This is a genomic window from Vreelandella rituensis (assembly GCF_003336665.1).
Lineage (GTDB): Bacteria > Pseudomonadota > Gammaproteobacteria > Pseudomonadales > Halomonadaceae > Vreelandella > Vreelandella rituensis.
This window is the reverse complement of record NZ_QPIJ01000003.1, coordinates 47384-68528: the sequence shown is the minus strand read 5'-3', so window position 1 is coordinate 68528 and position 21145 is coordinate 47384. Positions and strand designations below refer to the sequence as shown.

17 protein-coding genes and 1 pseudogene are annotated in these 21145 nt (G+C 57.1%); 8 read left to right on the top strand and 10 right to left on the bottom strand.

The genetic code is table 11. The features are described from left to right. Nucleotides 1-287 precede the first annotated feature (287 nt). On the top strand, nt 288-1400 hold the full coding sequence (locus DU506_RS03095; protein ID WP_114485494.1) for an RNA-guided endonuclease InsQ/TnpB family protein: 1113 nt from the start codon (nt 288-290) through the stop codon (nt 1398-1400). A 192-nt stretch (nt 1401-1592) separates the two neighbouring features. Here DU506_RS03095 and DU506_RS03090 read toward each other — a convergent pair whose 3' ends face one another. From DU506_RS03090 to DU506_RS03070, 5 genes are all read right to left on the bottom strand, one after another. Next, complete coding sequence (locus DU506_RS03090) at nt 1593-3356, bottom strand: SulP family inorganic anion transporter (protein ID WP_114485493.1); 1764 nt, start codon at nt 3354-3356, stop codon at nt 1593-1595. 8 nt (nt 3357-3364) lie between these two features. Next, complete coding sequence (locus DU506_RS03085; RefSeq protein ID WP_114485492.1) at nt 3365-3802, bottom strand: protein tyrosine phosphatase family protein; 438 nt, start codon at nt 3800-3802, stop codon at nt 3365-3367. 72 nt (nt 3803-3874) lie between these two features. Beyond that, on the bottom strand, nt 3875-4783 hold the full coding sequence (locus DU506_RS03080) for an MBL fold metallo-hydrolase (RefSeq protein ID WP_114485491.1): 909 nt from the start codon (nt 4781-4783) through the stop codon (nt 3875-3877). 421 nt (nt 4784-5204) lie between these two features. Further along, entirely contained in the window at nt 5205-6317 is a 1113-nt protein-coding gene (locus tag DU506_RS03075; RefSeq protein ID WP_114485490.1) for an RNA-guided endonuclease InsQ/TnpB family protein, read from the bottom strand. A 144-nt stretch (nt 6318-6461) separates the two neighbouring features. Then, nucleotides 6462-7091 (bottom strand): LysE family translocator, encoded by a 630-nt coding sequence (locus DU506_RS03070; RefSeq protein WP_114485489.1) that lies wholly within the window; start codon nt 7089-7091, stop codon nt 6462-6464. Between the two features lie 135 nt (nt 7092-7226). On the opposite strand from DU506_RS03070, the gene DU506_RS03065 reads away from it, so the two are divergent. Next, nucleotides 7227-7694, top strand: coding sequence for an Lrp/AsnC family transcriptional regulator (locus tag DU506_RS03065; RefSeq protein ID WP_114485488.1), 468 nt, complete (start codon nt 7227-7229; stop codon nt 7692-7694). 102 nt (nt 7695-7796) lie between these two features. Here the strand turns inward: DU506_RS03065 and DU506_RS03060 are convergent, their stop codons facing one another. Further along, nucleotides 7797-8132 carry a hypothetical protein gene (locus DU506_RS03060; RefSeq protein ID WP_114485487.1) on the bottom strand — a complete coding sequence of 112 codons (336 nt, stop codon included), beginning with the start codon at nt 8130-8132 and terminating at the stop codon, nt 7797-7799. Between the two features lie 12 nt (nt 8133-8144). Next, complete coding sequence (locus tag DU506_RS03055) at nt 8145-9476, bottom strand: NAD(P)/FAD-dependent oxidoreductase (protein WP_114485486.1); 1332 nt, start codon at nt 9474-9476, stop codon at nt 8145-8147. A gap of 165 nt (nt 9477-9641) precedes the next feature. Here DU506_RS03055 and DU506_RS03050 point away from each other — a divergent pair, with 165 nt between their 5' ends. The 3 genes and pseudogenes from DU506_RS03050 to DU506_RS22740 all read left to right on the top strand — a co-directional run bounded on the left by DU506_RS03050 (nt 9642) and on the right by DU506_RS22740 (nt 11623). Continuing rightward, entirely contained in the window at nt 9642-10319 is a 678-nt protein-coding gene (locus DU506_RS03050; RefSeq protein ID WP_114485485.1) for a response regulator, read from the top strand. After that, a pseudogene (locus DU506_RS22745) lies at nt 10316-10738 on the top strand (sensor histidine kinase N-terminal domain-containing protein); the annotation flags it as partial. The gene DU506_RS03050 and the pseudogene DU506_RS22745, both read left to right, overlap by 4 nt. 234 nt (nt 10739-10972) lie before the next feature. Continuing rightward, complete coding sequence (locus tag DU506_RS22740; RefSeq protein WP_415843614.1) at nt 10973-11623, top strand: sensor histidine kinase; 651 nt, start codon at nt 10973-10975, stop codon at nt 11621-11623. A gap of 12 nt (nt 11624-11635) precedes the next feature. Here the strand turns inward: DU506_RS22740 and dsbG are convergent, their stop codons facing one another. From dsbG to dsbD, 3 genes are read right to left on the bottom strand one after another with little or no spacing between them, the layout of a single operon-like run. Further along, nucleotides 11636-12421 (bottom strand): thiol:disulfide interchange protein DsbG, encoded by a 786-nt coding sequence (gene dsbG / locus DU506_RS03040; protein WP_235825416.1) that lies wholly within the window; start codon nt 12419-12421, stop codon nt 11636-11638. Between the two features lie 56 nt (nt 12422-12477). Then, the gene (locus tag DU506_RS03035) at nt 12478-13302 is read right to left on the bottom strand and encodes a TlpA disulfide reductase family protein (RefSeq protein ID WP_114485483.1); all 825 of its coding nucleotides are present in this window, start codon (nt 13300-13302) and stop codon (nt 12478-12480) included. Beyond that, nucleotides 13299-15134, bottom strand: coding sequence for a protein-disulfide reductase DsbD (gene dsbD, locus DU506_RS03030; protein ID WP_235825415.1), 1836 nt, complete (start codon nt 15132-15134; stop codon nt 13299-13301). The genes DU506_RS03035 and dsbD overlap by 4 nt, the downstream gene beginning before the upstream one ends. Nucleotides 15135-15479: 345 nt before the next feature. On the opposite strand from dsbD, the gene DU506_RS03025 reads away from it, so the two are divergent. The 3 genes from DU506_RS03025 (at nt 15480) to DU506_RS03015 (ending at nt 21130) form a co-directional block, all read left to right on the top strand. Further along, nucleotides 15480-16454 (top strand): L,D-transpeptidase family protein, encoded by a 975-nt coding sequence (locus tag DU506_RS03025; protein ID WP_235825414.1) that lies wholly within the window; start codon nt 15480-15482, stop codon nt 16452-16454. Between the two features lie 303 nt (nt 16455-16757). After that, entirely contained in the window at nt 16758-18005 is a 1248-nt protein-coding gene (locus tag DU506_RS03020; protein WP_114485480.1) for an efflux RND transporter periplasmic adaptor subunit, read from the top strand. Continuing rightward, nucleotides 18002-21130, top strand: coding sequence for an efflux RND transporter permease subunit (locus DU506_RS03015; protein ID WP_114485479.1), 3129 nt, complete (start codon nt 18002-18004; stop codon nt 21128-21130). The genes DU506_RS03020 and DU506_RS03015 overlap by 4 nt, the downstream gene beginning before the upstream one ends. Nucleotides 21131-21145: the final 15 nt, after the last annotated feature.

Genomic DNA, 21145 nt, shown 5'->3' with positions numbered 1-21145 from the left:
CGGCGTTGTGTCTAACATTAGCTACGACCGGCAGAGCTTAGAGAAAATACAACTCGGAGGAAATGCTCAGCAGTATCAAAAGCCGTAAAATCCCAAAATTTCGTCTGCTCTTCTCCGCTGCTGCTTTCCTGGCGTCTGCTATCGTTCAGCTTTCGCTTTGGGCAGTATATTATCTAAAAGCGTGTAATACCTCTTCCTGAGTCGCGTAGCGCGAAGGAAGGGGATACAAGCGCGGCATCCGAGAGGACGCCTTGTGTTCTTACGCAAATGATACTAAGCTGTAAGCCATGAAAGCCGAACGCGCCTACAAATCCCGATTCTACCCCACGCCCGAGCAGGAAATCCTGCTGGCGCGGACGTTTGGGTGCGTGCGGTTTGTCTGGAACGCAGTGCTGCGCTATCGCACCGATGCGTTCTATCAGCGTCAGGAAAAGGTCGGCTACAACGATGCCAGCGCTTTCCTGACCCAGCTGAAAAAGCAGCCTGACACCGCGTTCCTGGCCGAGGTCAGTTCGGTGCCCTTGCAGCAATGCCTGCGCCATCAGCAATCGGCCTTCAAGCACTTCTTTGCCAAGCACGCACGATACCCGCGTTTCAAGTCAAAGAAGCAGCGGCAGTCCGCCACCTTTGCCAGTTCGGCGTTTGCGTATCGCAACGGCCAGATCACGCTGGCCAAGTGCCAGGACCCCCTCAGCATCCGCTGGAGCCGCGTGCTTCCGTCAGCCCCCAGCACCGTTACCGTGTCCCAAGACCGCGCCGGTCGCTATTTCATTAGCTGCCTGTGCAAAGTGGACGCCGAATCACTGTCCATTACCCCCAAGATGGTGGGTATCGATCTCGGGCTGAAAGACCTGTTCGTGACCAGTGACGGCAAGCGCGTCAATAACCCCCGCCATCCGGCGCGTCACGCACGCAAATTGGCGCGGGCGCAACGGCAACTGAGCCGTAAGCAAAAAGGCTCGAACAATCGGGCGAAAGCCAAGCGGAAAGTGGCCAGGCGCCACGCGAAAATCGCCGATGCCCGGCTTGACCACCTTCATAAACTCACCCGGCAGATCATCAACGAGAACCAAGTGATCTGTGCTGAAAGCCTCGCGGTGAAAAACAGGGTCAAGAACCGGTCTCTGGCGAAAGCCATCAGCGATGTGGGCTGGGGGGAGCTGGTGCGCCAGCTCGACTACAAGGCGGAATGGGCGGGGCGCCAGTTCGTCCAGATCGACCGCTGGTACCCCAGCAGCAAGCGCTGCCATGGCTGCGGGTTTGTCGTCGAATCCCTGCCGCTCAATGTTCGCACCTGGGACTGTCCGGACTGCGGCACCCAAGGCATCGACCGCGACGTCAATGCCGCCCGCAACATCCTACAAGCCGGCACCGCGCTGTTAGCCGGTGCTGAGAGTTGAAGCACTACCGAGGGGCACTCGGGAAGTTACGCCTGTGGAGTTTGTGTAAGACCGGCAATGCCAAGGCATTGAGGCGACGGACAGCGAAGCAGGAACCTGGGAGGTAACGACCAGGGAATCCCCTTCCACAAGCGCGCTAGCGCTGAAGGTGGGGGAGGATGTCAACCGGGACCAAACACCTAGCATGTCGTTTCAAGGTGATGACGAAGGTTGGGTTACATAACGCTGTTTCTGGGTATTGTGATCATCCGTGGTATGCAGGGCCTGCCAGGCATCATAAGTACTTAGAAATATTTGTCCTGTTAATTCATTGATAAACGCTGTTTTTTTAAGTCGATCCATTACCGGTCCCTTTACTTCGGCCAAGTGCAACGTTGTACCCATATCGTGAAGGCGTGCGTTGATGGCTTCTAGGCTTTCCAGAGCTGAGGCATCAATGACATTAACGGCCTGGCATGCGATAACTACGTGCCGAAGAGGCGGTTGCCCTGCAGCTATCGCGGTAACGGTATTTTCCAGATAGCGGGCATTGGCAAAGTAAAGGCTCTCATCTATTCGTAGAATCACAAGGTGAGGATCGGTTTCCACGGCGTGTCGTTTCACATTACGAAAATGCTCGCTACCCGGAACACGACCCACCACGGCACTATGCGGACGGCTAGTACGATAAAGATGAAGCGCTAATGAGAGGCTCACGCCAGCTATAATGCCACTCTCAACGCCAACGCCAAGCGTTACGATGATCGTTGCCAGCATGGCGCTAAAATCGCTACGCGAGTATTGCCAAGTACGCTGGATCGTGCCGAAGTCCACTAAGGATAGCACTGCGATGATAATCGTGGCCGCCAAGGTAGCGATGGGAAGGTAGGCAATGAAAGGTGTGAAGAAAAGAGTAGCCAGCATTATCCCGACAGCTGTAAAGGCACCCGCAGCAGGCGTTTCTGCACCGGCTTCGAAGTTAACCACCGAACGCGAGAAACCACCGGTGACGGGCATGCCGCCTGTAAAAGATGATGCGATGTTAGCAGTGCCTAAGCCAATTAGCTCCTGATTTGGATCAATTTGTTGGCGACGTTTCGCTGCCAGCGTTTGTCCTACAGACACGGATTCTACAAATCCAACGATACTGATCAAGAGTGCGGCGAGAAACAGTTCTTGCCAAATACCACTATCACCGCCAGGTAGTGTAAGTGGCGGAAAGCCAGAAGGGATGTCACCGACAACGGCAACGCCCTGATGATTTAATCCAAATGCCCAAGTAGCGTAGGTTGTTATTGCAACGGCGAGTATTGGAGCCGCTTTGGTCAGCATGTCTGCCGCTCGAGCTGGCGTTCCGAGAGAGATAAGTAGTCTTTTTAACCAGCGACGCGTGACATAAAGGAAGGCAAGTACGCTTACACCAATTGCCAGAGTCGGTAAGTTAAGTTGGTTAATATTGGCCGCCATGCTTTGGCCTAACGCTATCAGTGTGTGTCCGCTTCCTTCGATGCCAAGAATGTGTTTTGTCTGGCTGGCGGCAATGATGAGACCTGATGCGGTGATAAATCCAGAAATGACCGGATGGCTGAGAAAGTTGGCCAGAAATCCCAGCCTTGCGAGGCCCATCAAGACCAGTATGGCTCCTGATAACAGCGCCAATATGAGAGCCGCTGCTATGTACTCGGAAGAACCCGGCGTTGCTATGTTGCCAATGGCTGCGGCAGTCATAAGTGAGACGACTGCAACAGGGCCTACGGCGAGAGTACGGCTTGTGCCAAACAAGGTATAAATGACTAACGGTGCGATACTGGCGTAAAGACCCACTTCCGGGGGTAGGCCCGCCAGCATCGCGTAGGCCAGTGATTGAGGAATCAGCATGACGGTCACGATCAACGCTGCGAGTAAATCACTGACCAGTGGTTTACGTCCGTAATGCGGCAGCCATTGTAAAATAGGTAAGTAGCGTCTTATTTGCATGTTATGTCTCACACGCTGCGGTCGGTTGTGTTTTCTAACCTGTTGCGGTGCTCCTCAATGTCATGCCCTGCAGCACGTGCTGAAGCGAGTAGTCGCGGAATGTCGCAGCTAGGTGCCTGACTTTTGGCATGTGCCCAAAGGTGCACTGCGCGTTTGCCACTGCGGCAGAAGGCCAAAATCGGCGTGGGGAGATGGTCCATTGCTTGACCAAAGGCGGCGATATCGGCATCGCTATACTCACCGGGAGAGACCGGGATGCAGCGCCATTCAATGCCAAGCTTGGCAGCTTTAGCGCGCAAGGCCTGAGCGTCTGGAAAGTCGTCGGCCTCGCCGGGACGGCGGTTACAAATGACCGATTTAAAGCCGCGTTCGGCAACCTCGTTAAGGTCTTTTGGCGTTACTGCTTCACTAATCGCAAAGCCGGGCTCAAGCTCGTGAATTTTCATGGGACATTTCCTGTGAGTAACAGCGCACGCGAACGTAAAAACGCCGCCAGCGAGGCGGCGCACCAAGGCCTATCAATCCCAGGCGGCGCCTTCCAGCGCGTCAAGAGGGATTTTCAAGTAGCGGCGGCCGTTGGCTTCCGGTTCCGGCAAGCGACCGCCGCGGGTATTGATCTGCAACGCATGCAGAATCAGCTTGGGCATCGGCAATTCGCGGTCACGCTCGTTGCGCAAAGCGATAAAGTCAGCTTCATCCATGCCCGCCAAGTGCGGGTTCCCCGCCTTTTGCTGCTTCACCGTACTTTCCCACTGGGGCTCACGGTCATTGGGCATGTAGTCGTGGCCGGTGAAAAGGCGTGTGTCCTCGGGTAGCGCAAGAATCGCCTGAATGGAGTTCCACAACGTTTTAGCGTTGCCACCGGGAAAGTCGGCCCGGGCGGTGCCGAAGTCCGGCTGGAAAATCGTGTCATGAACAAACGCCGCATCGCCAATCACGTAGGTGATCGATGCCAGCGTATGTCCCGGCGAAAACATCACGCGAGCATCAATCTCACCTACCTTGAACGTATCGCCGTCAGCAAACAGCTGATCCCACTGACGGCCATCGGTGGGGAAATCCGGCCAGTGATAGATGTCTTTCCAAAGCTCTTGAACGTCAGTGACGTATTTGCCGATCGCGGTGGGCGCACCGGTTTTCTCTTGCAGGTAGTGTGCAGCAGAGAAGTGATCAGCGTGCGGGTGGGTGTCCAAAATCCACTGCACCTCGAAGCCTTGCGCTTTGACGTAGGCCAGCAGCTCGTCTGCATGATGCGTGGCGGTGGCGCCAGACTTCTCATCATAATCCAGCACCGGGTCGATAATCGCGCACTGGCGTGTGGCCGGATCGCTGACGATGTACTGCACACTAGAGGTGCGTGGGTCGAAAAAACCGGCAACATCCGGCTGGTCAGCGGCGGTGCTGCGAGATAGCGAAAACGTTTGCATATGGGCCTCCTGAGAATGGAAACGGGGTAAAAAAGAGATGAAACTGACCGCCCTCTAAAAGACCATCATGTACCAGGCTTCTGGAATGGTTATGCCATGCGCGTCACTGGTTTTGTAACGACTTCCCTAATCAGCACAGGACGTCTTGAGTTGGGTGGCCGTTGCTTATGTTTTTCAAAATTATGCTATAAAGATAGACCATAAGGCTATAATAGGGAAGTTAATCACAGCTATGGCTGAAATAGGGTGGGTTTATTTGACATCCTCCCCCACCTTCAGCGCTGACGCGCTTGCGGAAGGGGATTCCCAGGTCGTCGCCTTCCTGGTTCCTGCTTCGCTGTCCGTCGCCTCAATGCCTTGGCATTGCCGGTCTTACACAAACTCCACAGGCGTACATTTCCGAGTGCCCCTCGGTAGTGCTTCAACTCTCAGCACCGGCTAACAGCGCGGTGCCGGCTTGTAGAATGTTACGGGCTGCATTCACATCGCGGTCGATGCCTTGGGTGCCGCAGCCGGGGCAGTCCCAGATGCGAACATCGAGCGACAGGGATTCCAGTACAAACCCGCAGCCATGACAGCGTTTCGAGCTAGGATACCAGCGGTCGATCTGGACGAACTGACACCCCGCCCATTCTGCTTTGTAGTCGAGCTGGCGCACCAGCTCCCCCCAGCCCACATCGCTGATGGCTTTCGCCAGATGCCGGTTCTTGACCATGTTCTTCACCGCGAGGCTTTCAGCACAGATCACTTGGTTCTCGTTGACGATCTGCCGGGTGAGTTTGTGTAGGTGGTCAAGCCGGGCATCGGCGATTTTCGCGTGGCGCCGAGCCACCGTACGCCGCGCCTTGGCGCGGTTGTTGGAGCCTTTTTGCTTCCGTGATAGCTGGCGCTGTGCCCGCGCCAGCTTACGCGCATGACGCGCCGTATGGCGGGGGTTGTTGACCCGTTTGCCGTCACTGGTGACAAATAGGTCTTTCAAGCCAAGATCAATCCCCACCATCTTCGGCACCACGCCGAGCGATAGGGTTTCGACCTTGCACAGGCAGCTAATGAAATAGCGACCGGCGCGGTCTTGGGACACGGTAACGGTGCTGGGGGCTGACGGAAGCACGCGGCTCCAGCGGATGCTGAGGGGTTCCTGGCACTTGGCCAGCGTGACCTGGCCGTTGCGATACGCAAACGCCGAACTGGCAAAGGTGGCAGACTGCCGCTGCTTCTTTGACTTGAATCGCGGGTATCGTGCGCGCTTGGCAAAGAAGTGCTTGAAGGCCGATTGTTGATGGCGCAGGCATTGCTGCAAGGGCACCGAACTGACCTCGGCCAGGAACGCGGTGTCAGGCTGCTTTTTCAGCTGGGTCAGGAAAGCGCTGGCGTCGTTGTAACCGATCTTTTCCTGACGTTGATAGAACGCATCGGTGCGATAGCGCAGCACCGCGTTCCAGACAAACCGCACGCACCCAAACGTCCACGCCAGCAGGATTTCCTGCTCGGGCGTCGGGTAGAAGCGGTACTTGTAGGCGCGTTCGGCTTTCATGACTTACGGCCTAGTATCATTTGTGTAAGAACACAAGGCGTCCTCTCGGATGCCGCGCTTGTATCCCCTTCCTTCGCGCTACGCGACTCAGGAAGAGGTATTACGCGCTTTTTGATAAGGAGAGGAGCCCATCCTAATGCTTGCCTAGCTCAGCATGACATTGGCGCCTAGCGCCATCAGCAGCGCGGAGAAGATTCCGTTGCGTAGCAGGGCCAAGCGCGGTGAGGCGTCGCAGGCACGGCCCAGCGTTGCACCGAGTGTGACGTAAAGCAGATCAAACGCTACGCCGATCCCGACCAGCAGAGCCCCTAAGAGGACAAACTGTGACGCTATCGGCATGGTCGGGTTAAGAAACTGCGGCAGTAGCACCGAGCAGAACACAAGCGATTTCGGGTTGAGAAAATTAGTCAGAAATCCCCGTCGCGTCCAGTGCCATACGCTTAGCATGGCGGCTGGTGTCACTGTCCCAGTCTGTACAGCTGCCGGTATGTTTCTCCGCGTGCTTCGCCACAGCTGAACGCCTAGCGCTATCAGGTAGGTCCCGCCGACCACCTTCACAGCCAGTAACAGCTGCGGTGACGCCGTCAAAAGCGCCGTCATTCCCAGCGCGGCCAACAGCACATGCCCACTACGCGCAGCGGCGAGACCGCCTAGCACACCGATACCCTCCAGACGTCCGCGCTGCGCAGTAGTCTCCATCAATAGCAGCATATCGGGGCCGGGCAGCACGTAGACCACGATAAGAGCAAGCATAAAGGGCGCCAGTTCCAGCATGATGAGCAGCCTGTCCGGTGAGGATGAGTTGGCTACAGAGTACGCCAGAATTGCGGGGAGTAAGTTGCGTTCTACTGAAACATTTGCCTATATACAAGCATATCCTGCCACTTTTAAGAATATAAAGGACATAATATGTCGTTAGCTGTCTTTGACCGTTACGATCGCCATATCCTTCAGCTGTTGCAAGTGGAGGGACGCTTGAGCAATGCGGCCTTAGCTGAACGGGTCGGGCTATCTCCGTCGCCCTGCTTGCGCCGGGTCAAGCAGCTGGAAGCCGAGGGTGTGGTGCGCGGTTATCAGGCATGCCTTGATCGCGAAGCCGTCGGGCTAGGGTTAACAGTGTTTGTCAACGTCAAGGTGGAGCGGCACCAAGAGGCGTCGGCGGACGCCTTCAAAGAAGCGATCGTGTCACTTCCCGAGGTGGTTTCGGTACATCTGGTCTCTGGCGAGGCGGATTTTCTACTGCAAGTGGTGGCGCCGGATCTCAAGCACTACGAGCGTTTTTTAACGGGCGTGCTGCTAAAGATTCCAGGGGTGCGCGATATTCGCAGCAACTTTGCCATTCAAACTCTCAAGTCGCAGGGGACTCTGCCCATCTAGTCGGTTGGACTGACGCTTCGGCCTGTGTGTCCGGGAAACTATAGCCACTTCACTATAGCTGCTCCAGAAAGCGTGTCAGTATGGTAATCGAAGGGGGCGGCACTACCCGCGCTCGCGCACAAGATAGCTAAGCGGATGAAGTGCCAGAAACGCCAGCACGAAAACGCCGACCATAGCGCCGATCAAGGCTACCCAGTCGAAGACGGTGGCGATATACGACAGCTGCGAATGTGTGAGCCATGGAATCCATAGCAGCGAAGAAAGCCCGATGAGAGCCGCAATCACGAGAGCTGGATAACAACGGTACTGGGTCAGTTGGTAGCCTCGAAGATAGGCAATAATGTGAAGAGCAATCAAAAAGGTAATCCCAGCCATTAACCACCAGACGAATGGAGCCAAGGCGTACATCAATACTATGAGTGTGCCGTAAATGGTCATTTCAAGCTCCTGTCAGGCCTGGCCTTCGAGTACCGCGTAGTAAGCTGGTTGTAGCATCCGGTCTTTCATGACCCACACCGCCCAGGACTCGTCTTTCGGGTCAATAAACGGGAAGGAGGGCATGAAGGCATAGTTATCCGCGTAGCCAAACTCGACCAACATAGCTTTACCGATACCGGTAATCATGGGGCAGGAGGTATAGCCGTTATGTCGGGCGGGTAGGGGCTTACCCATCAGCTGAGCAAGCAGGTTAGCTTCCACCACCGGCGCCTGCGCCTTGACGCTTGCCGCGGTCTTGTTGATCGGCGCACCGATGACGTCGCCAATGCCGAAGACTTCGGGGTAACGATTGTGCTGCAGCGTATGAATATCCACATCAAGCCACTCATTGGCGAAGGGACCTTCCTGCGCGATCAAGTCGCTCTGCTTGAGAAAGTCATGCGCGCTCATGGGAGGTACGACATGAATGAAGTCGTAGTCTCGAGTGATGCGTTCATCACCGTCGCCATCTTCAAGAACGAATTCTGCCTGCTTGGCCCCAGGGTCGATTGCCGTCAAGCGGTGGTAATGATGGCGATTGACGCCTTGCTGATCGAAACGCTCCTTGACGAAACCATCCACCCAGGGTTGAGAGAATAAGCTTGCCCCCGGTGCCATGAAATCAACGTCGAAATCATCGCGACGGCCGCTATCTTCCAGATGTGACAGGGTGGTGAACGTCATTTTTAGCGGTGCGCCAGCGCACTTCACAGCCGTGGGTGAAATGGTGAAAATCCCTTGTCCTTGGCCGCTATCGACCCAAGCTTTAATCGCTTGGCGTGTGCGAGACGCGGCTTCAATGCTGGCATAAACGCTGCCGATTCCGTGTTGACCCACCAGCGAAGGAGACATGCCGTCAATCAAGTGATAATTGAGCTGGAGACCGGTAGCGACGACCAGATAGTCGTAATCGACTGCTTCCCCGTTGGTGAGTTCGACACGGCGTTTTTCTGCGTCGACACCCGCGGCGTGCTCGCGTACCCAGTTAATCCCTTGTGGAACAAATTGGGCGTTGGGGCGCATGGTTTTATCAGCTGCCCACACTCCAGAGGCCACCATTGTCCAGCCGGGCTGATAATGGTGTGCTTCACGCGGCTCAATCAGCGTGATAGTGCCGCCACGTAGGCGTGTGGCTAAACGATTGGCCATTGCCATACCCGATGCGCCACCACCCAGGATGACGATATGTGCTTGGGTATCGATCGTATTGGCGTGCAACTGGGTAGCAAAAAGCGTGCTGGCACCTATGCCGACACCAGCTTTCAGAAGCTGGCGACGGCTAAGCGTTACGGGGCGGTATGTCATGGCAGACTCCCACAGCATGGCTTGGCTGTTATATTATTTATTGTTATAATCATATAATTAATTTCAAATTTAATTTTAGCTTAATACACAGCCGGCGCCATACACATTTTGTCGCAGTTGCGACGGTTGATTTGGTTTTCGCAGCCATGAAAAAAGGGGATTGGTATGCGCGTACTGCTCGTCGAAGATGACGCGCCAGTGGCCGCTGGCGTCGAGACCGGATTAGCACTGAGCGACTTCGTGGTCGATACCGTTACTACGTTGGTTGCTGCGCGAGGTGCTCTGGCGACGATCGACTATGACGCGGTCGTACTCGATCGCCGTCTGCCCGACGGCGATGGGCTGACGCTGTTGCAAGAATGGCGTCATTCGGGCGTTGCGACGCCGGTGCTGATGCTGACGGCTCGAGACGCCGTGGCCAGTCGCATCGAGGGACTCCAGGGAGGGGCAGACGATTACCTGGTCAAGCCGTTCGATCTGGACGAGTTGACCGCGAGGCTTCAGGCGCTCCTGCGCCGTGCGGCAGGGCAAGTCGACAACTCCCTTCGTCACGGTAATCTGGCCCTGGACCCTGTCGCTCGCAGTGTCACGCTTGATGGCGTACCGGTGACACTGGGACGGCGGGAGTTGATGCTGCTGGAGGCACTGATCCGTGCTCGTGGGCGAATCCTGAGTGCCGACCAATTGAAGGATTGCCTCTACAGCATCGATGACGAGATCGAAAGCAATGCGCTCAACGTGCATATCTATCAACTGCGTCGCAAGCTTGGGCGCAACGTGATCGAGACGGCCCGAGGCATCGGTTATCGCCTCGGTGCACCGAGTGGCGATACGACATCATGAGCCTGCGTCTGAGACTCGTGGCCACGCTTGGGATTACGTTGATGCTGCTGTGGGGAATCACCGCAGCGTGGTCGATGCGCGACCTGTCGAACCAGCTCGAGCACGCGATGGATCAGCGCTTGGCGCAATCGGCGCGCATGGTGGCGAATCTGCTGGATCGCGCCCCGGCGGCTGCATGGAATGGCGAGGAAGGCGGCGTAACATCGACCATTCCCGCGCTCGAGGGTGTCGCTTGTCGCGTTTCGTCGCTGCGCGGAAAGATGGTGGCTGGCACGCATCCCGAAATGAACGACGTTCTTGCGGTCGATGCCGAAGGTTACAGCTATCGCAATCACGCTGGGCAGCGCTGGCGTGTCTACACCCTGGTCGACGATGACAAGCGAATCACCGTGGCGGATCGCCTGCGTGAGCGGGAGTCGCTGTTGGCACAGGTTCGCCGTGCCGCCTTCTATCCGTTTCTGCTTGCGCTGATCGGCAGCCTCATCGCCTTGTGGTGGGGCGTGACCCGGGGGCTATCGCCGCTTTCGAAGTTACAGCGGCAGCTGAATTCACGCGACCATGACGACCTCTCGGCATTACCCGTTCGCAGGTTGCCCGGCGAAATTCGGCCGCTGATCGATGGCTTCAACACGTTGCTTGCACGGACTCGGCGGATGCTCGAATTGGAGCAACGTTTCACCGACGATGCCGCTCACGAGCTGCGGACACCGCTGACCGCCATTCGCACCCATCTTCAGATCGCACGACGGGTCGAGGGGAACCAGCACCGGGAAGCAATGCGGCAGGCCGAGGCGGGTGTGGGACGGCTGACGAAAACGCTCGACCAGCTGTTGCTGCTAGCACGGATGGAGAGCGAAGAGATCACCCGGGGAGGTCTCGATTCCACGCCTCTCGAGGAGGCACTGGAAACCGCGATGACCGAAACCGGCAGTCGCGACCGTTGTCGTTACAACGAGAGGGTGAACCGGATACACATCGCCCTGTCGGGTGCGCTACTGGTGATCGCTCTGCGTAATCTGCTCGGGAATGCGGTGCGTCATGGTTTGCCTGGCGCCCCGATCGAAATCGAGGCACAAGAATCGAATGGCATGGCGGTGATCAACATCATCAACCAGGGGGAGACCATTAGGCCCGAACAGCTTGCTCGCCTGACGGAGCGGTTCCAGCGAGGAAGTCACCCCCAGGGTAGTGGCCTGGGACTCTCCATCGTCGACGCGATCGTCACCCGTGCCGGTGGTCGGGTGACGTTCACGTCCGGCAACGGCGTCGGGTTGCGGGTGTCGCTCCAGTTGCCGTCGAGTTGATCCAGTGATGGTTCAGGGCGCGTCGCTACCCATGACGCTGCGAAGCTTGTCCGGCGTGGGAGCACCCATGACTTTGCGTACCTCGCCATCATCGTCCTGATAGAAGGTAACGGGTGTTGCGTAGAGTTGGCCGTCGCGCATCATCTGGGTGTTTTCGCTGACCCACTGTTCGCTTTGATCGCTGCCCGCGCTGTCCGGTAGGGTGCCGTTGCGGAAGTGCTCGGCGATCGCATCGCCGGGGTTATCCGCGCTGAGAAGCGCTGCCGCTTTTTCGGGGCTGTCTGCCTTGAGAATACCTACCATCAGATGGCGAATCTGAACCTTGCCGCTCTCGACCCAGGGTTGGGCATCCTCCCAGAACTTGCGGCAGTAAGGGCAGTTGGGGTCACTGAAGGTATAGATCACTCGTGGTGCATCGGCATCTCCATCGCGAACCCAATGGTGATCAGCCATCTGCTGCCAAAGCTCGGCGTTCTTGGGGCCGTTGACGAGCTGCTCCAGCCGCTCGGTAGAGATGTCTCGTCCCTGAGCATCGATCAGCGTGCCGACGATGGCATGCTCACCGTCCGTGGTCAGATACGCCGCGACGGCCTGGCCGCGCATGCTGGCGGCATAGCCCAGCCCGTCGGGCGCGTCGAATTCACCGTGAATCGTGAAACCTTGCTGCTCCAGCGCTTTAATCGGCGTGGGCCAGTCGTCGTCAGCGGTGGCTGGCAGGCTCGCCGCTAGGGCGATGCCGACACTGAAAGTAGCCATCAAAGCGCGCAGTGGCGTCATGCGGGGATTGCGAATGTACATAGGTGTTGTTTCCGGGGTTGGAAAGATAATGGTTGAAAAGATCATGGTTGGAAGGGTCATGGTTCGAGACGCTCGAGACTGCGATCGAGCGTGGCGCGAGAAAGCTCACCGAAGTGGGTGTCGATAAGCATGCCATCGGCGTTGTAATAGAGCGTGGTCGGCATGGCCATGGCTCCCACTTCCTGGCCGAAGGCCATGTTCGGGTCGCGATAGACGTGATCAAGCGCGAGAGACTCTCGCTGCATGAAGGTATTGATTGTGCCAACGCTCTCGCCCTGATTGACGAACACGAACGTTATGTCGTCCCGCTCCTGCTGGGCCTGTTCGAGTATCGGCATCTCGCGACGGCAAGGGGGGCACCAGCTGGCCCAGAGGTTGATCACCATGGGCCGGCCGGCGTCTTGCAGCACGACGGGCAAGGTCACCTGCGAGCCATCGAGGACGGCCAGCGGTATCGACGGTACGGTCGCCCCTCGAGGAATCATCAGTGCCAGCACACCCGCCGTCAGCGACCAGACCAGAGCGCCTGATACCACGGCGATGCCGAGCGGTCGCCTCTCGCGAGGGTGGCGCCATAGCCGCCAGGCGAGATAGAGCGAGGCGATGGCAAGACCGGCCAGCGGCTCGAAGCCGCCATCGCGGATGTCCAGCCAGGACCAAAACGTGTCGTAGCTCTCCCAGTATCGGGCGACAAAAACGCCCCGCGCCCCGACCACACCGATGAGTAGGGCATTGAACAAGCGATCGCCGACACTGACCTGTCGGCGGCGACCTAGCCAGGCACCGACGATCAGCGCGACGATCATCGACACAACCAGCAAGAGCTGTCCCAGACTCAGGCCGAGCGGGCCGATGGCCAGGCTGCGATCCAGAGGATTCATGGGCTGCTCCCGGTTGTGTCTTTGCCCGCTCGTTTAGCCTGATCGAAGCGGTCGAGAAAGGTTTCGGCGTTCAGTTCGCCGATGATACGTGCACTACGACGTTCGTCCCCGTCGGGGCCGAACCACATCAGCGTCGGCGGGCCGACGACACCGAAGTGCTGCATGATGGCCTGGTCATGAGCATCATAGTCGGTGACATCAATGCTCAGTCGTTGTACATCCTGCAGCTCGGCCTGGACGGTCGGGTCGGTAAAGACTTCCTGCTCGATCACCTTGCAGGAGATGCACCAGTCAGCCGTGAATTCGACGAGCGTCATCCGGTGACTTCCAACGGTCTGCGCGATACGTGCGTCGAGCATTGCCAGGTCATCGACTTCATCGAACGCGAGTGGCTGGCTGGCGGCCGATGCCGTCGAGGAATCGCCCGCCGGTGAGTAAACTGCCAGCGGGCGCCACGGATCATTGGCACCACCGGCGGCACCGATCAGTATCAACGAACTCCACAGGCCGATGATCGCTGCGCTGGCGGTTGCTACCTGGGGCACCACGCTCGAGGCGTTGGCGCTCCGTGCCAAGGCATGAAGCGAAACGGCAAAGCCCAGCCCCAGAGCGCCCCAAAGGCCGAGGACGATGGCATCCGGCACCACGCGGGCGACGAACCAGATCGCCATCCCCAGCAGAACGAAACCGAAAAAGGCTCTAACGCGAATCATCCAGGCACCCGGCTTGGGCAGCAGGCGACTACCCATGGTGCAGATCAGGATCAGCGGTGCGCCCATCCCGAGGCCGAGCGATAGCAGCGCCGCACCACCCAACCAGGGATTACCGCTTTCGGCGATGAACAGTAGCGCCCCCGCCAGCGGTGCGGTCATGCAGGGACCCACCAGCAGAGCGGAGAGCACGCCCATCCCGGCGGCCCCTTTCAAGCGTCCGCCGCGTTGACGCACCATCCTGGCATCCAGACGCTGCCGGAGCATTCTCGGTAGCTCCAGTTCGAACAGGCCGAACATGGCCAGTGCGAGAACAATGAAAAGCAGCGAAAACAGGCCGATGAACCAAGCGTTCTGGAACAGTATCTGCAGGTTGGCGCCGGCCATGGCGGCGGCAACACCGAGTATCGCGTAGGTGGCGGCCATGGGCAGAACGAAGGCGGTAGACAGCACGAAACCAGTCGTTCGGTGACTCTCTCCTGCCTTGCGCTGACCGACGATCAGGCTAGACAGAATCGGGATCATCGGCAGCACGCAGGGCGTGAATGTCAGAAGCAGGCCCATCCCGAAGAAAGCAACCAGCGCCCAGACCCAGTTAGCGCCAGCCAGTTGCGCCGCCAGTTGCTGATCTTCCGCCATCTCCGCTCTTGAATCGGAAGCGGGACTTGATGTCGCGGTGGGGGACGTGTTCGTGGTATCGGAGGGTACGTTGGTTACCGATGCGCCGGCCGCAGCGGGTGCCAGGTCGAAGGTCCGCTGCTGCGGCGGATAGCAAAGCCCGGCGTCGGCGCACCCCTGCCAGTGGAGGGTTATCGTGTCGGCGTCACCGGGGCGAGTGGTCATGTTCAACGCCTGCCGGTAGACCTCGGAGCGACCGAAGTACTCGTCCTCGATGGTCTCCCCATCGGGCATGTCCAGCGATAGCTCGCGGCCTCCCGCTTCGGCAGAGAAACTGTGGCGGTAGAGGTAGTAACCGGGTTCGATTTGCCAATCGATCGCCAGTTCATTGCCATCCTGAGCCAGCGTTGGCTTGAAGGCCTGATCCGGGGGAAGAAAATCCCCCTGCTGCCCGAAGGGACTCTGGGCGGTGGCCAATGTGGCAATGCTGAGCATAGCCAGCATCAGTACCCACCGCACGAGCCTCGATCGCATGACCCCTTGCATTGGCCGCGTTTTTGGTCGCATTTCCATCACTCCTGATTTGATGCCGGCTAGGTTGGACCATGGGGATGAGCTGAAAATGAACCTCCCTTGCTATCTCGGCCTCGAAGGTATATTCATAAAATAAATATCGTTATTCTGATGGGGTTCGACTGGCGTTTTTCTGGTCTTATGGGCGCGTCATCGACCTGTCGCTAAATAAATTAAAGCTTAAAATTGAGTATTGTTATGAATGGTAACTTAGTGGTTTCGGGTTTAAGAAACAGTGTGATATCAGTGCGTACTGCAGTGGCGTTAGGAGCATGTATGTGGCCGTTAGTGGGATATGCAGACGTGGACGCCATACCTGAAAACCACCATGTGATTCCGGCCAAAGGTGACCTTGTAGGACAGAATTATCAAGTGACAGCCAATAAAGAAGATACGCTGATCGATATTGCCCGCACGCATAACGTTGGTTATGAGGAGATACGCTCCGCGAACCCTGAGGTGAGTATCTGGATGCCAGGTGAAGGCGTCGCGGTCACGATTCCAAGACGCCATATTTTACCTAACGTAGCGCGAACAGGCATTGTGATTAACGTCGCCGAACTTAGGCTTTACTATTACCCTGAGGTAGGGGAAGGGGAGGCGCCGCGGATAGAAACGTATCCGATTGGAATTGGCCGCGAAGGCTATAATACGCCGCTTGGGATCACTGAAACGACCATTCGGTTAGAGCAGCCGGCGTGGTATCCGCCGCAATCAATGCGCCAGGAGGCCGCTGAGCGCGGAGATCCTGCCCCGGCTGTTGTCCCCCCAGGACCTGATAATCCCCTAGGTGAGCACGCAATTTTGTTGGATATTCCAGGATACCTGATTCATGGCACAAACCAGCCTGACGGTATCGGTATGCGCGCCAGTCGCGGCTGCATTCGGATGTACCCTGAAGATATTGGGTCGATATTTGATGACATACCCAGCGGCACCCAGGTCAATATTATCGATCAACCGATTAAAGTCGGTGCAGACGAAGAAGGTGCTGCTTATGTGCAAGTCTTCAAGACATTTGCTAATGATGAGTCAATGACTGAAACATTAAAGGAAATGCTTGTTTCGCAATCACTTGTTGTAGAGGGCACTTTGGATAAACTCGATGACGAACGATTAGGCGAACTTTTTGAGCAGCCGGATGATCAATTAAAATTGTTATCGTCATTATATAAAATGCCTAATGGAAGCGGTGATGAACCAACTGATGGGTCAGGAATGCTGAAAGATTTTTTAACGCGAATGGAGTGACAGCACGCAGCGGCTAAGCCGCGCGTTTTTTAATAAAATACCAATTATACAAACTGTGAAGTAAGAAGCAGGGCGCAAGAAAGCAACGAAGTTGGCTGCTTTAAAAGGTGCTTTCACGACGTGCTTTCAAGCGTTCGCGCTTCAGGCTTCCAGTGTGCCTGCCGAAAGAATGCGCCATGGAGCTTGAACCGTCGTACCGAGAATTGCTGCGTTATGTTGCCGCACCACCGGGGGCAGCCAATTCGCCTAAATGCTTTGGCAAGGTATAGTGGCCGCTGTTTTATTCCCTATGCAGATATCCTTATGCTTAAGCGTTTAATACCTGTGGTGATCCTGGCCCTCGGCATCGTCGGCTTTATGGCTTTGCGTTTGACGCGCCCTGAGCCTGCCCCGGCGGTGGCTCAGGAGCGCAGCTGGCCTGTAGAGGCGTTGTCAGTATCGCTCGTCGAGCATGTCCCGTTGCTGCCGCTATTTGGCGAAGTGATGGCACCCGAGATGATCAATTTAGTGGCGCCTATAGAAGCCCGGGTGGCTGCTCGCCCGGTCAGTGACGGGCAGCGAGTCCATGAAGGTGAATTACTGGTGGCGCTTGACGATGCTGATCTTTTTCCACCGCTACGCCAGGCCGAAGCAGAGGTGGCGGATCTTGAGGCCCAGTTAGAGAATGAGCACATCCGCCATGACAACGATCGCCAGGTATTAGCCCGAGAGCGTGAAATCCTTGCAAGTGCCACTCGTCAGCTGGAACGTAACCGGGCGTTGGTGGCGCGAAACCTTACTTCTCAAGCCGATCTTGACGTGGCACGAGACAATGTTGCGCGCGCTCAATTGAATGTGACCAGCCGTGAAAGTGCGGTCGCCGAGTTTCCCTCGCGTCTGGCAAGTCTGGAAGCGCGTCTGGCACGCACTCAGGTGATGCTGGCGACAGCGCAACGCGACCTGGAACGCGGGCGTGTTCATGCACCCTTCGAGGGTAGAGTCACTCGTGTACAAGTAGCGCCCGGTGATCATGTGGCCGCCCGTGCGCCCTTATTGTCACTTTATCCAATTGACGGCTTGGAAATGCGCGCTCGCATCCCCCAGCGCTTTCGAGCGGAAATTGAAGAGCATCTGACGCAAGGCACACCGTTACTGGCCATAGCCGAGAGGAGCGAGCAGCGTTTCGTCCTTGAACGTTTAGCGGGAGAGAGCGACCCGACTGGCACCGAGGCAATCTTCTCGCTAGAAAGCCAAGCTCATGGGCTACGCCCTGGCTCCATGGTGACAGTGCAGCTAGAGCGCCCTGCAGTAGCCAATGCGCTGGCGGTTCCCTACGCCGCTCTGCACGGCCCCAACTTGCTCTACCGCATTAATGGTGATAATCGACTTGAGCGCCAGCACGTTGAGCGCCTGGGAGAAATCCAGAAGGATGAAGGTGAGCGTTGGCTCTTGGTGCGTGCTGAAGAATTAAATGAGGGTGACCGAGTGATGGCAACCCATTTGCCCAATGCCATGCAGGGATTGCGTGTCGAGGTGACTGATGGGCTGGTGGGCAAAGGGATAAACCCATGAACAAACGTAGAGGCCTGATTAATTTTTTTGTCCACCATAAGGTGGCGGCCAACCTGGTGATGCTGGTGATGTTGTTAGGCGGCGCCTTAGGCATCGCACGCATGAACATCCAGTTTTTCCCTACCTTCGCCCTTGATGTGGTCACTGTGCGTGTGGTGTGGAGCGGGGCCTCTGCTGAAGACATAGAACAGGGCATTACCAATCCTCTTGAGCAGAAGCTTCGCAGTCTCGATGACTTGAAGCGCATGACATCGACTTCGGCTCAGGGCATTGCCAACATTACCCTCGAATTCGTGGAAGACAGCGACCCGGTGTTGACGCTTGATGAGGTTCGCCAGCAGGTCGACAGCTTCACTAACTTACCCGCAGCTGCTGAAGCGCCGGAGGTTTCGCGCCAGGCGCGCTATGAACCGGTGGCGCGGTTAATAGTACACGGAGATCTGGCGCCCCATGAGCTGCGCCAGTTAACTCAGCGTTTTGAAGACGAGCTGTTGATGAAGGGTATAGATCGAGTAGAAATTACCGGTCTTCCTGCGCAGCAGATCAGTATTGAAGTACCATCCGAGCGATTGCAGGAACTGGGGCTCTCACTGGAAGAAATTGCCGCTCGGGTCCAGAAGATGTCACGCGATTTACCGGCAGGATTGCTGGGCCAGCAGGACAGTACGAGAGAGTTGCGCTCACTCGAGCAACACCGTGACGCCCTAGCCTTCGAGGACATGACGGTTCTCAGTAGTGACCGAGTGCAGCTACGTCTGGGTGATATTGCCACGATTCACCAGGAGCCGCGCGAGAGGCAGGTCGAACTCGCCTATCGCGGTCAGCCAGCGGCCGAGCTGATTTTGCAGCGCGCCGAGACAGGCGACTCACTGGAAGCGGCTCGAACGTTGGACGCTTGGCTGGAAGAAGTTCGTCCAATCCTGCCATCTAACGTTGGGCTTGAGGTTTACGATGAGTCCTGGCAATTAATCGATGAGCGCATCTCGTTGCTACTGGGCAACGGTGCGACCGGCCTGCTCTTGGTGATTATCCTTCTCTATTTCTTTCTTCCAGCGCGCGTGGCGCTATGGGTGGCCATCGGCATTCCCACGGCTTTTCTCGCGTCCTTGGGCGTTTTCTGGGGCATTGGCGGTTCGATCAATATGCTGTCGTTGTTTGCCTTGATCATGGCGCTAGGCGTGATCGTCGACGATGCCATTGTCGTCGGGGAAGACGCTGACGCTCATCACCGCATGGGCGAGGAGCCTCAGTATGCCTCGGCCGGCGCGGCGCGGCGCATGTTATGGCCAGTGGTGGCATCATCACTCACTACGGTCGCCGCCTTCATGCCCCTGTTGATGGTGGGTGGGGTGATCGGCAATATCCTGGGAGATATTCCGGTCATCATGATCTGTGTCCTGATCGCATCGCTGCTGGAGTGCTTTGTCGTGCTGCCCGCGCACCTGCGCAACGCCTTTGTGCCAAGAGAAAAACATAAGCGGCCTGTCCGTGGCATCACGCGGCTACGTGAACGTTTCGAAACGCGCTTTGATGACTTTCGCGAAGGGCCGTTCCGGCGTTTCTCCGCGCTGACACTGCGCTACCGTGGCGTCACTCTCGCCAGTGCCTTGGCGATCACGCTGGTCACCGCCGGGCTTCTGGCCGGTGGTCGGCTGGGCTTCAATTTTTTCCCATCGCCTGAGTCTAGCGTGGTGTATGCCAATGCCAGTTTCGTCGCAGGTACCGACCGTACGCGTGTGGCTGATTTTGTCGATCATCTGCAGTCGACGCTGGAAGAGACGGATCAGGCCATGGGCGGAGGGCTAGTGCGGGTCGCAGTATCCCGTTATGGCGCTACCCAGGAAGGTGGCTCGCCTGGGCGCACGGGTGATGAGGTCGGGTCGTTGATGGTGGAGCTGATTTCCCCAGATGCTCGCGCCGTGCGCAATGCCGCCTTTATTCGCGCCTGGCGCGAGCGTATACAACAGCCGGCGGGCATCGATAGCCTCAATATTAACGAGCGTGCCGCTGGCCCACCGGGACGTGATGTCAACGTGCGACTGACGGGTGAAGACGCTGAAGCACTGCGACGCGCTGCCGATACCCTAGGGCAAGCAATGGCAGGCTTACCAGGGGTGATCAGTACGCAAGACGACATGCCATGGGGGCGCGAGCAGTTGATCTACCGGGTTAATGCGTTTGGCCAGGTGTTGGGCCTGACCACTGATGCGCTGGGGAGTCAGTTGCGCACCGCCTTCGATGGCCAAGTGGTACAAGTCCATCAGTCCGGTGCCGACGAAATAGAGGTAAGAGTGCAACTGCCTCGGGCGCAGCGCGAGCGTTTGACAACCCTCTCACGTCTGGCAATAACCTTGCCGGATGGCCGTCAGGTGCCGCTTTCCCAAGTGATGGACTTGGAATATCGTCAAGGCTTTGAAACCTTGCGTCATGCTGACGGTCAGCTGGCCGTGGAAGTAACCGCAGAGATCAATAGTCAGGTCACCTCGGCAGAGCAGGTGCTGGAAAGTCTTTCAGCAGAGCTATTGCCAAACTTGGAGCGTGAGCATTTCCTGAATTATAGCTTTGAGGGACGAGCCGCTGACCAACGAGAAACGTTGGCGGACATGCGTACCGGTTTATTGATTGGTCTGGGATTGATGTATGGTGTTCTAACCTGGGTGTTCGCGTCCTGGAGTCTGCCATTGATCGTCATGGCAATCATTCCCTTCTCACTTGTAGGGGCGTTGCTTGGACACTGGGCGCTGGGCATCGATCTCACCATCTTGTCGCTATTCGGCTTGTTTGGGCTGTCGGGCATTGTGGTGAATAACGCCATCATATTGGTCAGCTTTTATCGTCAGCAGCGCAAACAGGGGTTGGCGATTGATGTCGCACTCAATGAAGCGGTGGTGCAGCGAGTACGAGCGGTGCTGTTAACCTCACTGACAACCATTGGTGGACTCTTGCCCTTGTTGTTTGAAACGTCGCTGCAAGCGCAGTTCTTGATTCCCATGGCGACCTCTATCGCCTTTGGCCTGGGTGGTTCTACGCTGCTGGTGCTATTGGTGACGCCCGTTCTGCTTTCATGGCTAGAGCATGGCCGCGAAAGGTTGGCGCTAAAACCGGCGCGGGCAGCGTCGAATTGATAACCAGCTATGCGA

What these genes read in the sequence shown, in the direction of transcription:
- DU506_RS03095 (WP_114485494.1), top strand. Translation starts at nt 288, where the DNA reads ATGAAAGCCGAACGCGCCTACAAATCCCGATTCTACCCCACGCCCGAG.
- DU506_RS03090 (WP_114485493.1), bottom strand. Translation starts at nt 3,356, where the DNA reads ATGCAAATAAGACGCTACTTACCTATTTTACAATGGCTGCCGCATTAC.
- DU506_RS03085 (WP_114485492.1), bottom strand. Translation starts at nt 3,802, where the DNA reads ATGAAAATTCACGAGCTTGAGCCCGGCTTTGCGATTAGTGAAGCAGTA.
- DU506_RS03080 (WP_114485491.1), bottom strand. Translation starts at nt 4,783, where the DNA reads ATGCAAACGTTTTCGCTATCTCGCAGCACCGCCGCTGACCAGCCGGAT.
- DU506_RS03075 (WP_114485490.1), bottom strand. Translation starts at nt 6,317, where the DNA reads ATGAAAGCCGAACGCGCCTACAAGTACCGCTTCTACCCGACGCCCGAG.
- DU506_RS03070 (WP_114485489.1), bottom strand. Translation starts at nt 7,091, where the DNA reads ATGCTGGAACTGGCGCCCTTTATGCTTGCTCTTATCGTGGTCTACGTG.
- DU506_RS03065 (WP_114485488.1), top strand. Translation starts at nt 7,227, where the DNA reads ATGTCGTTAGCTGTCTTTGACCGTTACGATCGCCATATCCTTCAGCTG.
- DU506_RS03060 (WP_114485487.1), bottom strand. Translation starts at nt 8,132, where the DNA reads ATGACCATTTACGGCACACTCATAGTATTGATGTACGCCTTGGCTCCA.
- DU506_RS03055 (WP_114485486.1), bottom strand. Translation starts at nt 9,476, where the DNA reads ATGACATACCGCCCCGTAACGCTTAGCCGTCGCCAGCTTCTGAAAGCT.
- DU506_RS03050 (WP_114485485.1), top strand. Translation starts at nt 9,642, where the DNA reads ATGCGCGTACTGCTCGTCGAAGATGACGCGCCAGTGGCCGCTGGCGTC.
- DU506_RS22740 (WP_415843614.1), top strand. Translation starts at nt 10,973, where the DNA reads ATGCTCGAATTGGAGCAACGTTTCACCGACGATGCCGCTCACGAGCTG.
- dsbG (WP_235825416.1), bottom strand. Translation starts at nt 12,421, where the DNA reads ATGTACATTCGCAATCCCCGCATGACGCCACTGCGCGCTTTGATGGCT.
- DU506_RS03035 (WP_114485483.1), bottom strand. Translation starts at nt 13,302, where the DNA reads ATGAATCCTCTGGATCGCAGCCTGGCCATCGGCCCGCTCGGCCTGAGT.
- dsbD (WP_235825415.1), bottom strand. Translation starts at nt 15,134, where the DNA reads ATGCTGGCTATGCTCAGCATTGCCACATTGGCCACCGCCCAGAGTCCC.
- DU506_RS03025 (WP_235825414.1), top strand. Translation starts at nt 15,480, where the DNA reads ATGTGGCCGTTAGTGGGATATGCAGACGTGGACGCCATACCTGAAAAC.
- DU506_RS03020 (WP_114485480.1), top strand. Translation starts at nt 16,758, where the DNA reads ATGCTTAAGCGTTTAATACCTGTGGTGATCCTGGCCCTCGGCATCGTC.
- DU506_RS03015 (WP_114485479.1), top strand. Translation starts at nt 18,002, where the DNA reads ATGAACAAACGTAGAGGCCTGATTAATTTTTTTGTCCACCATAAGGTG.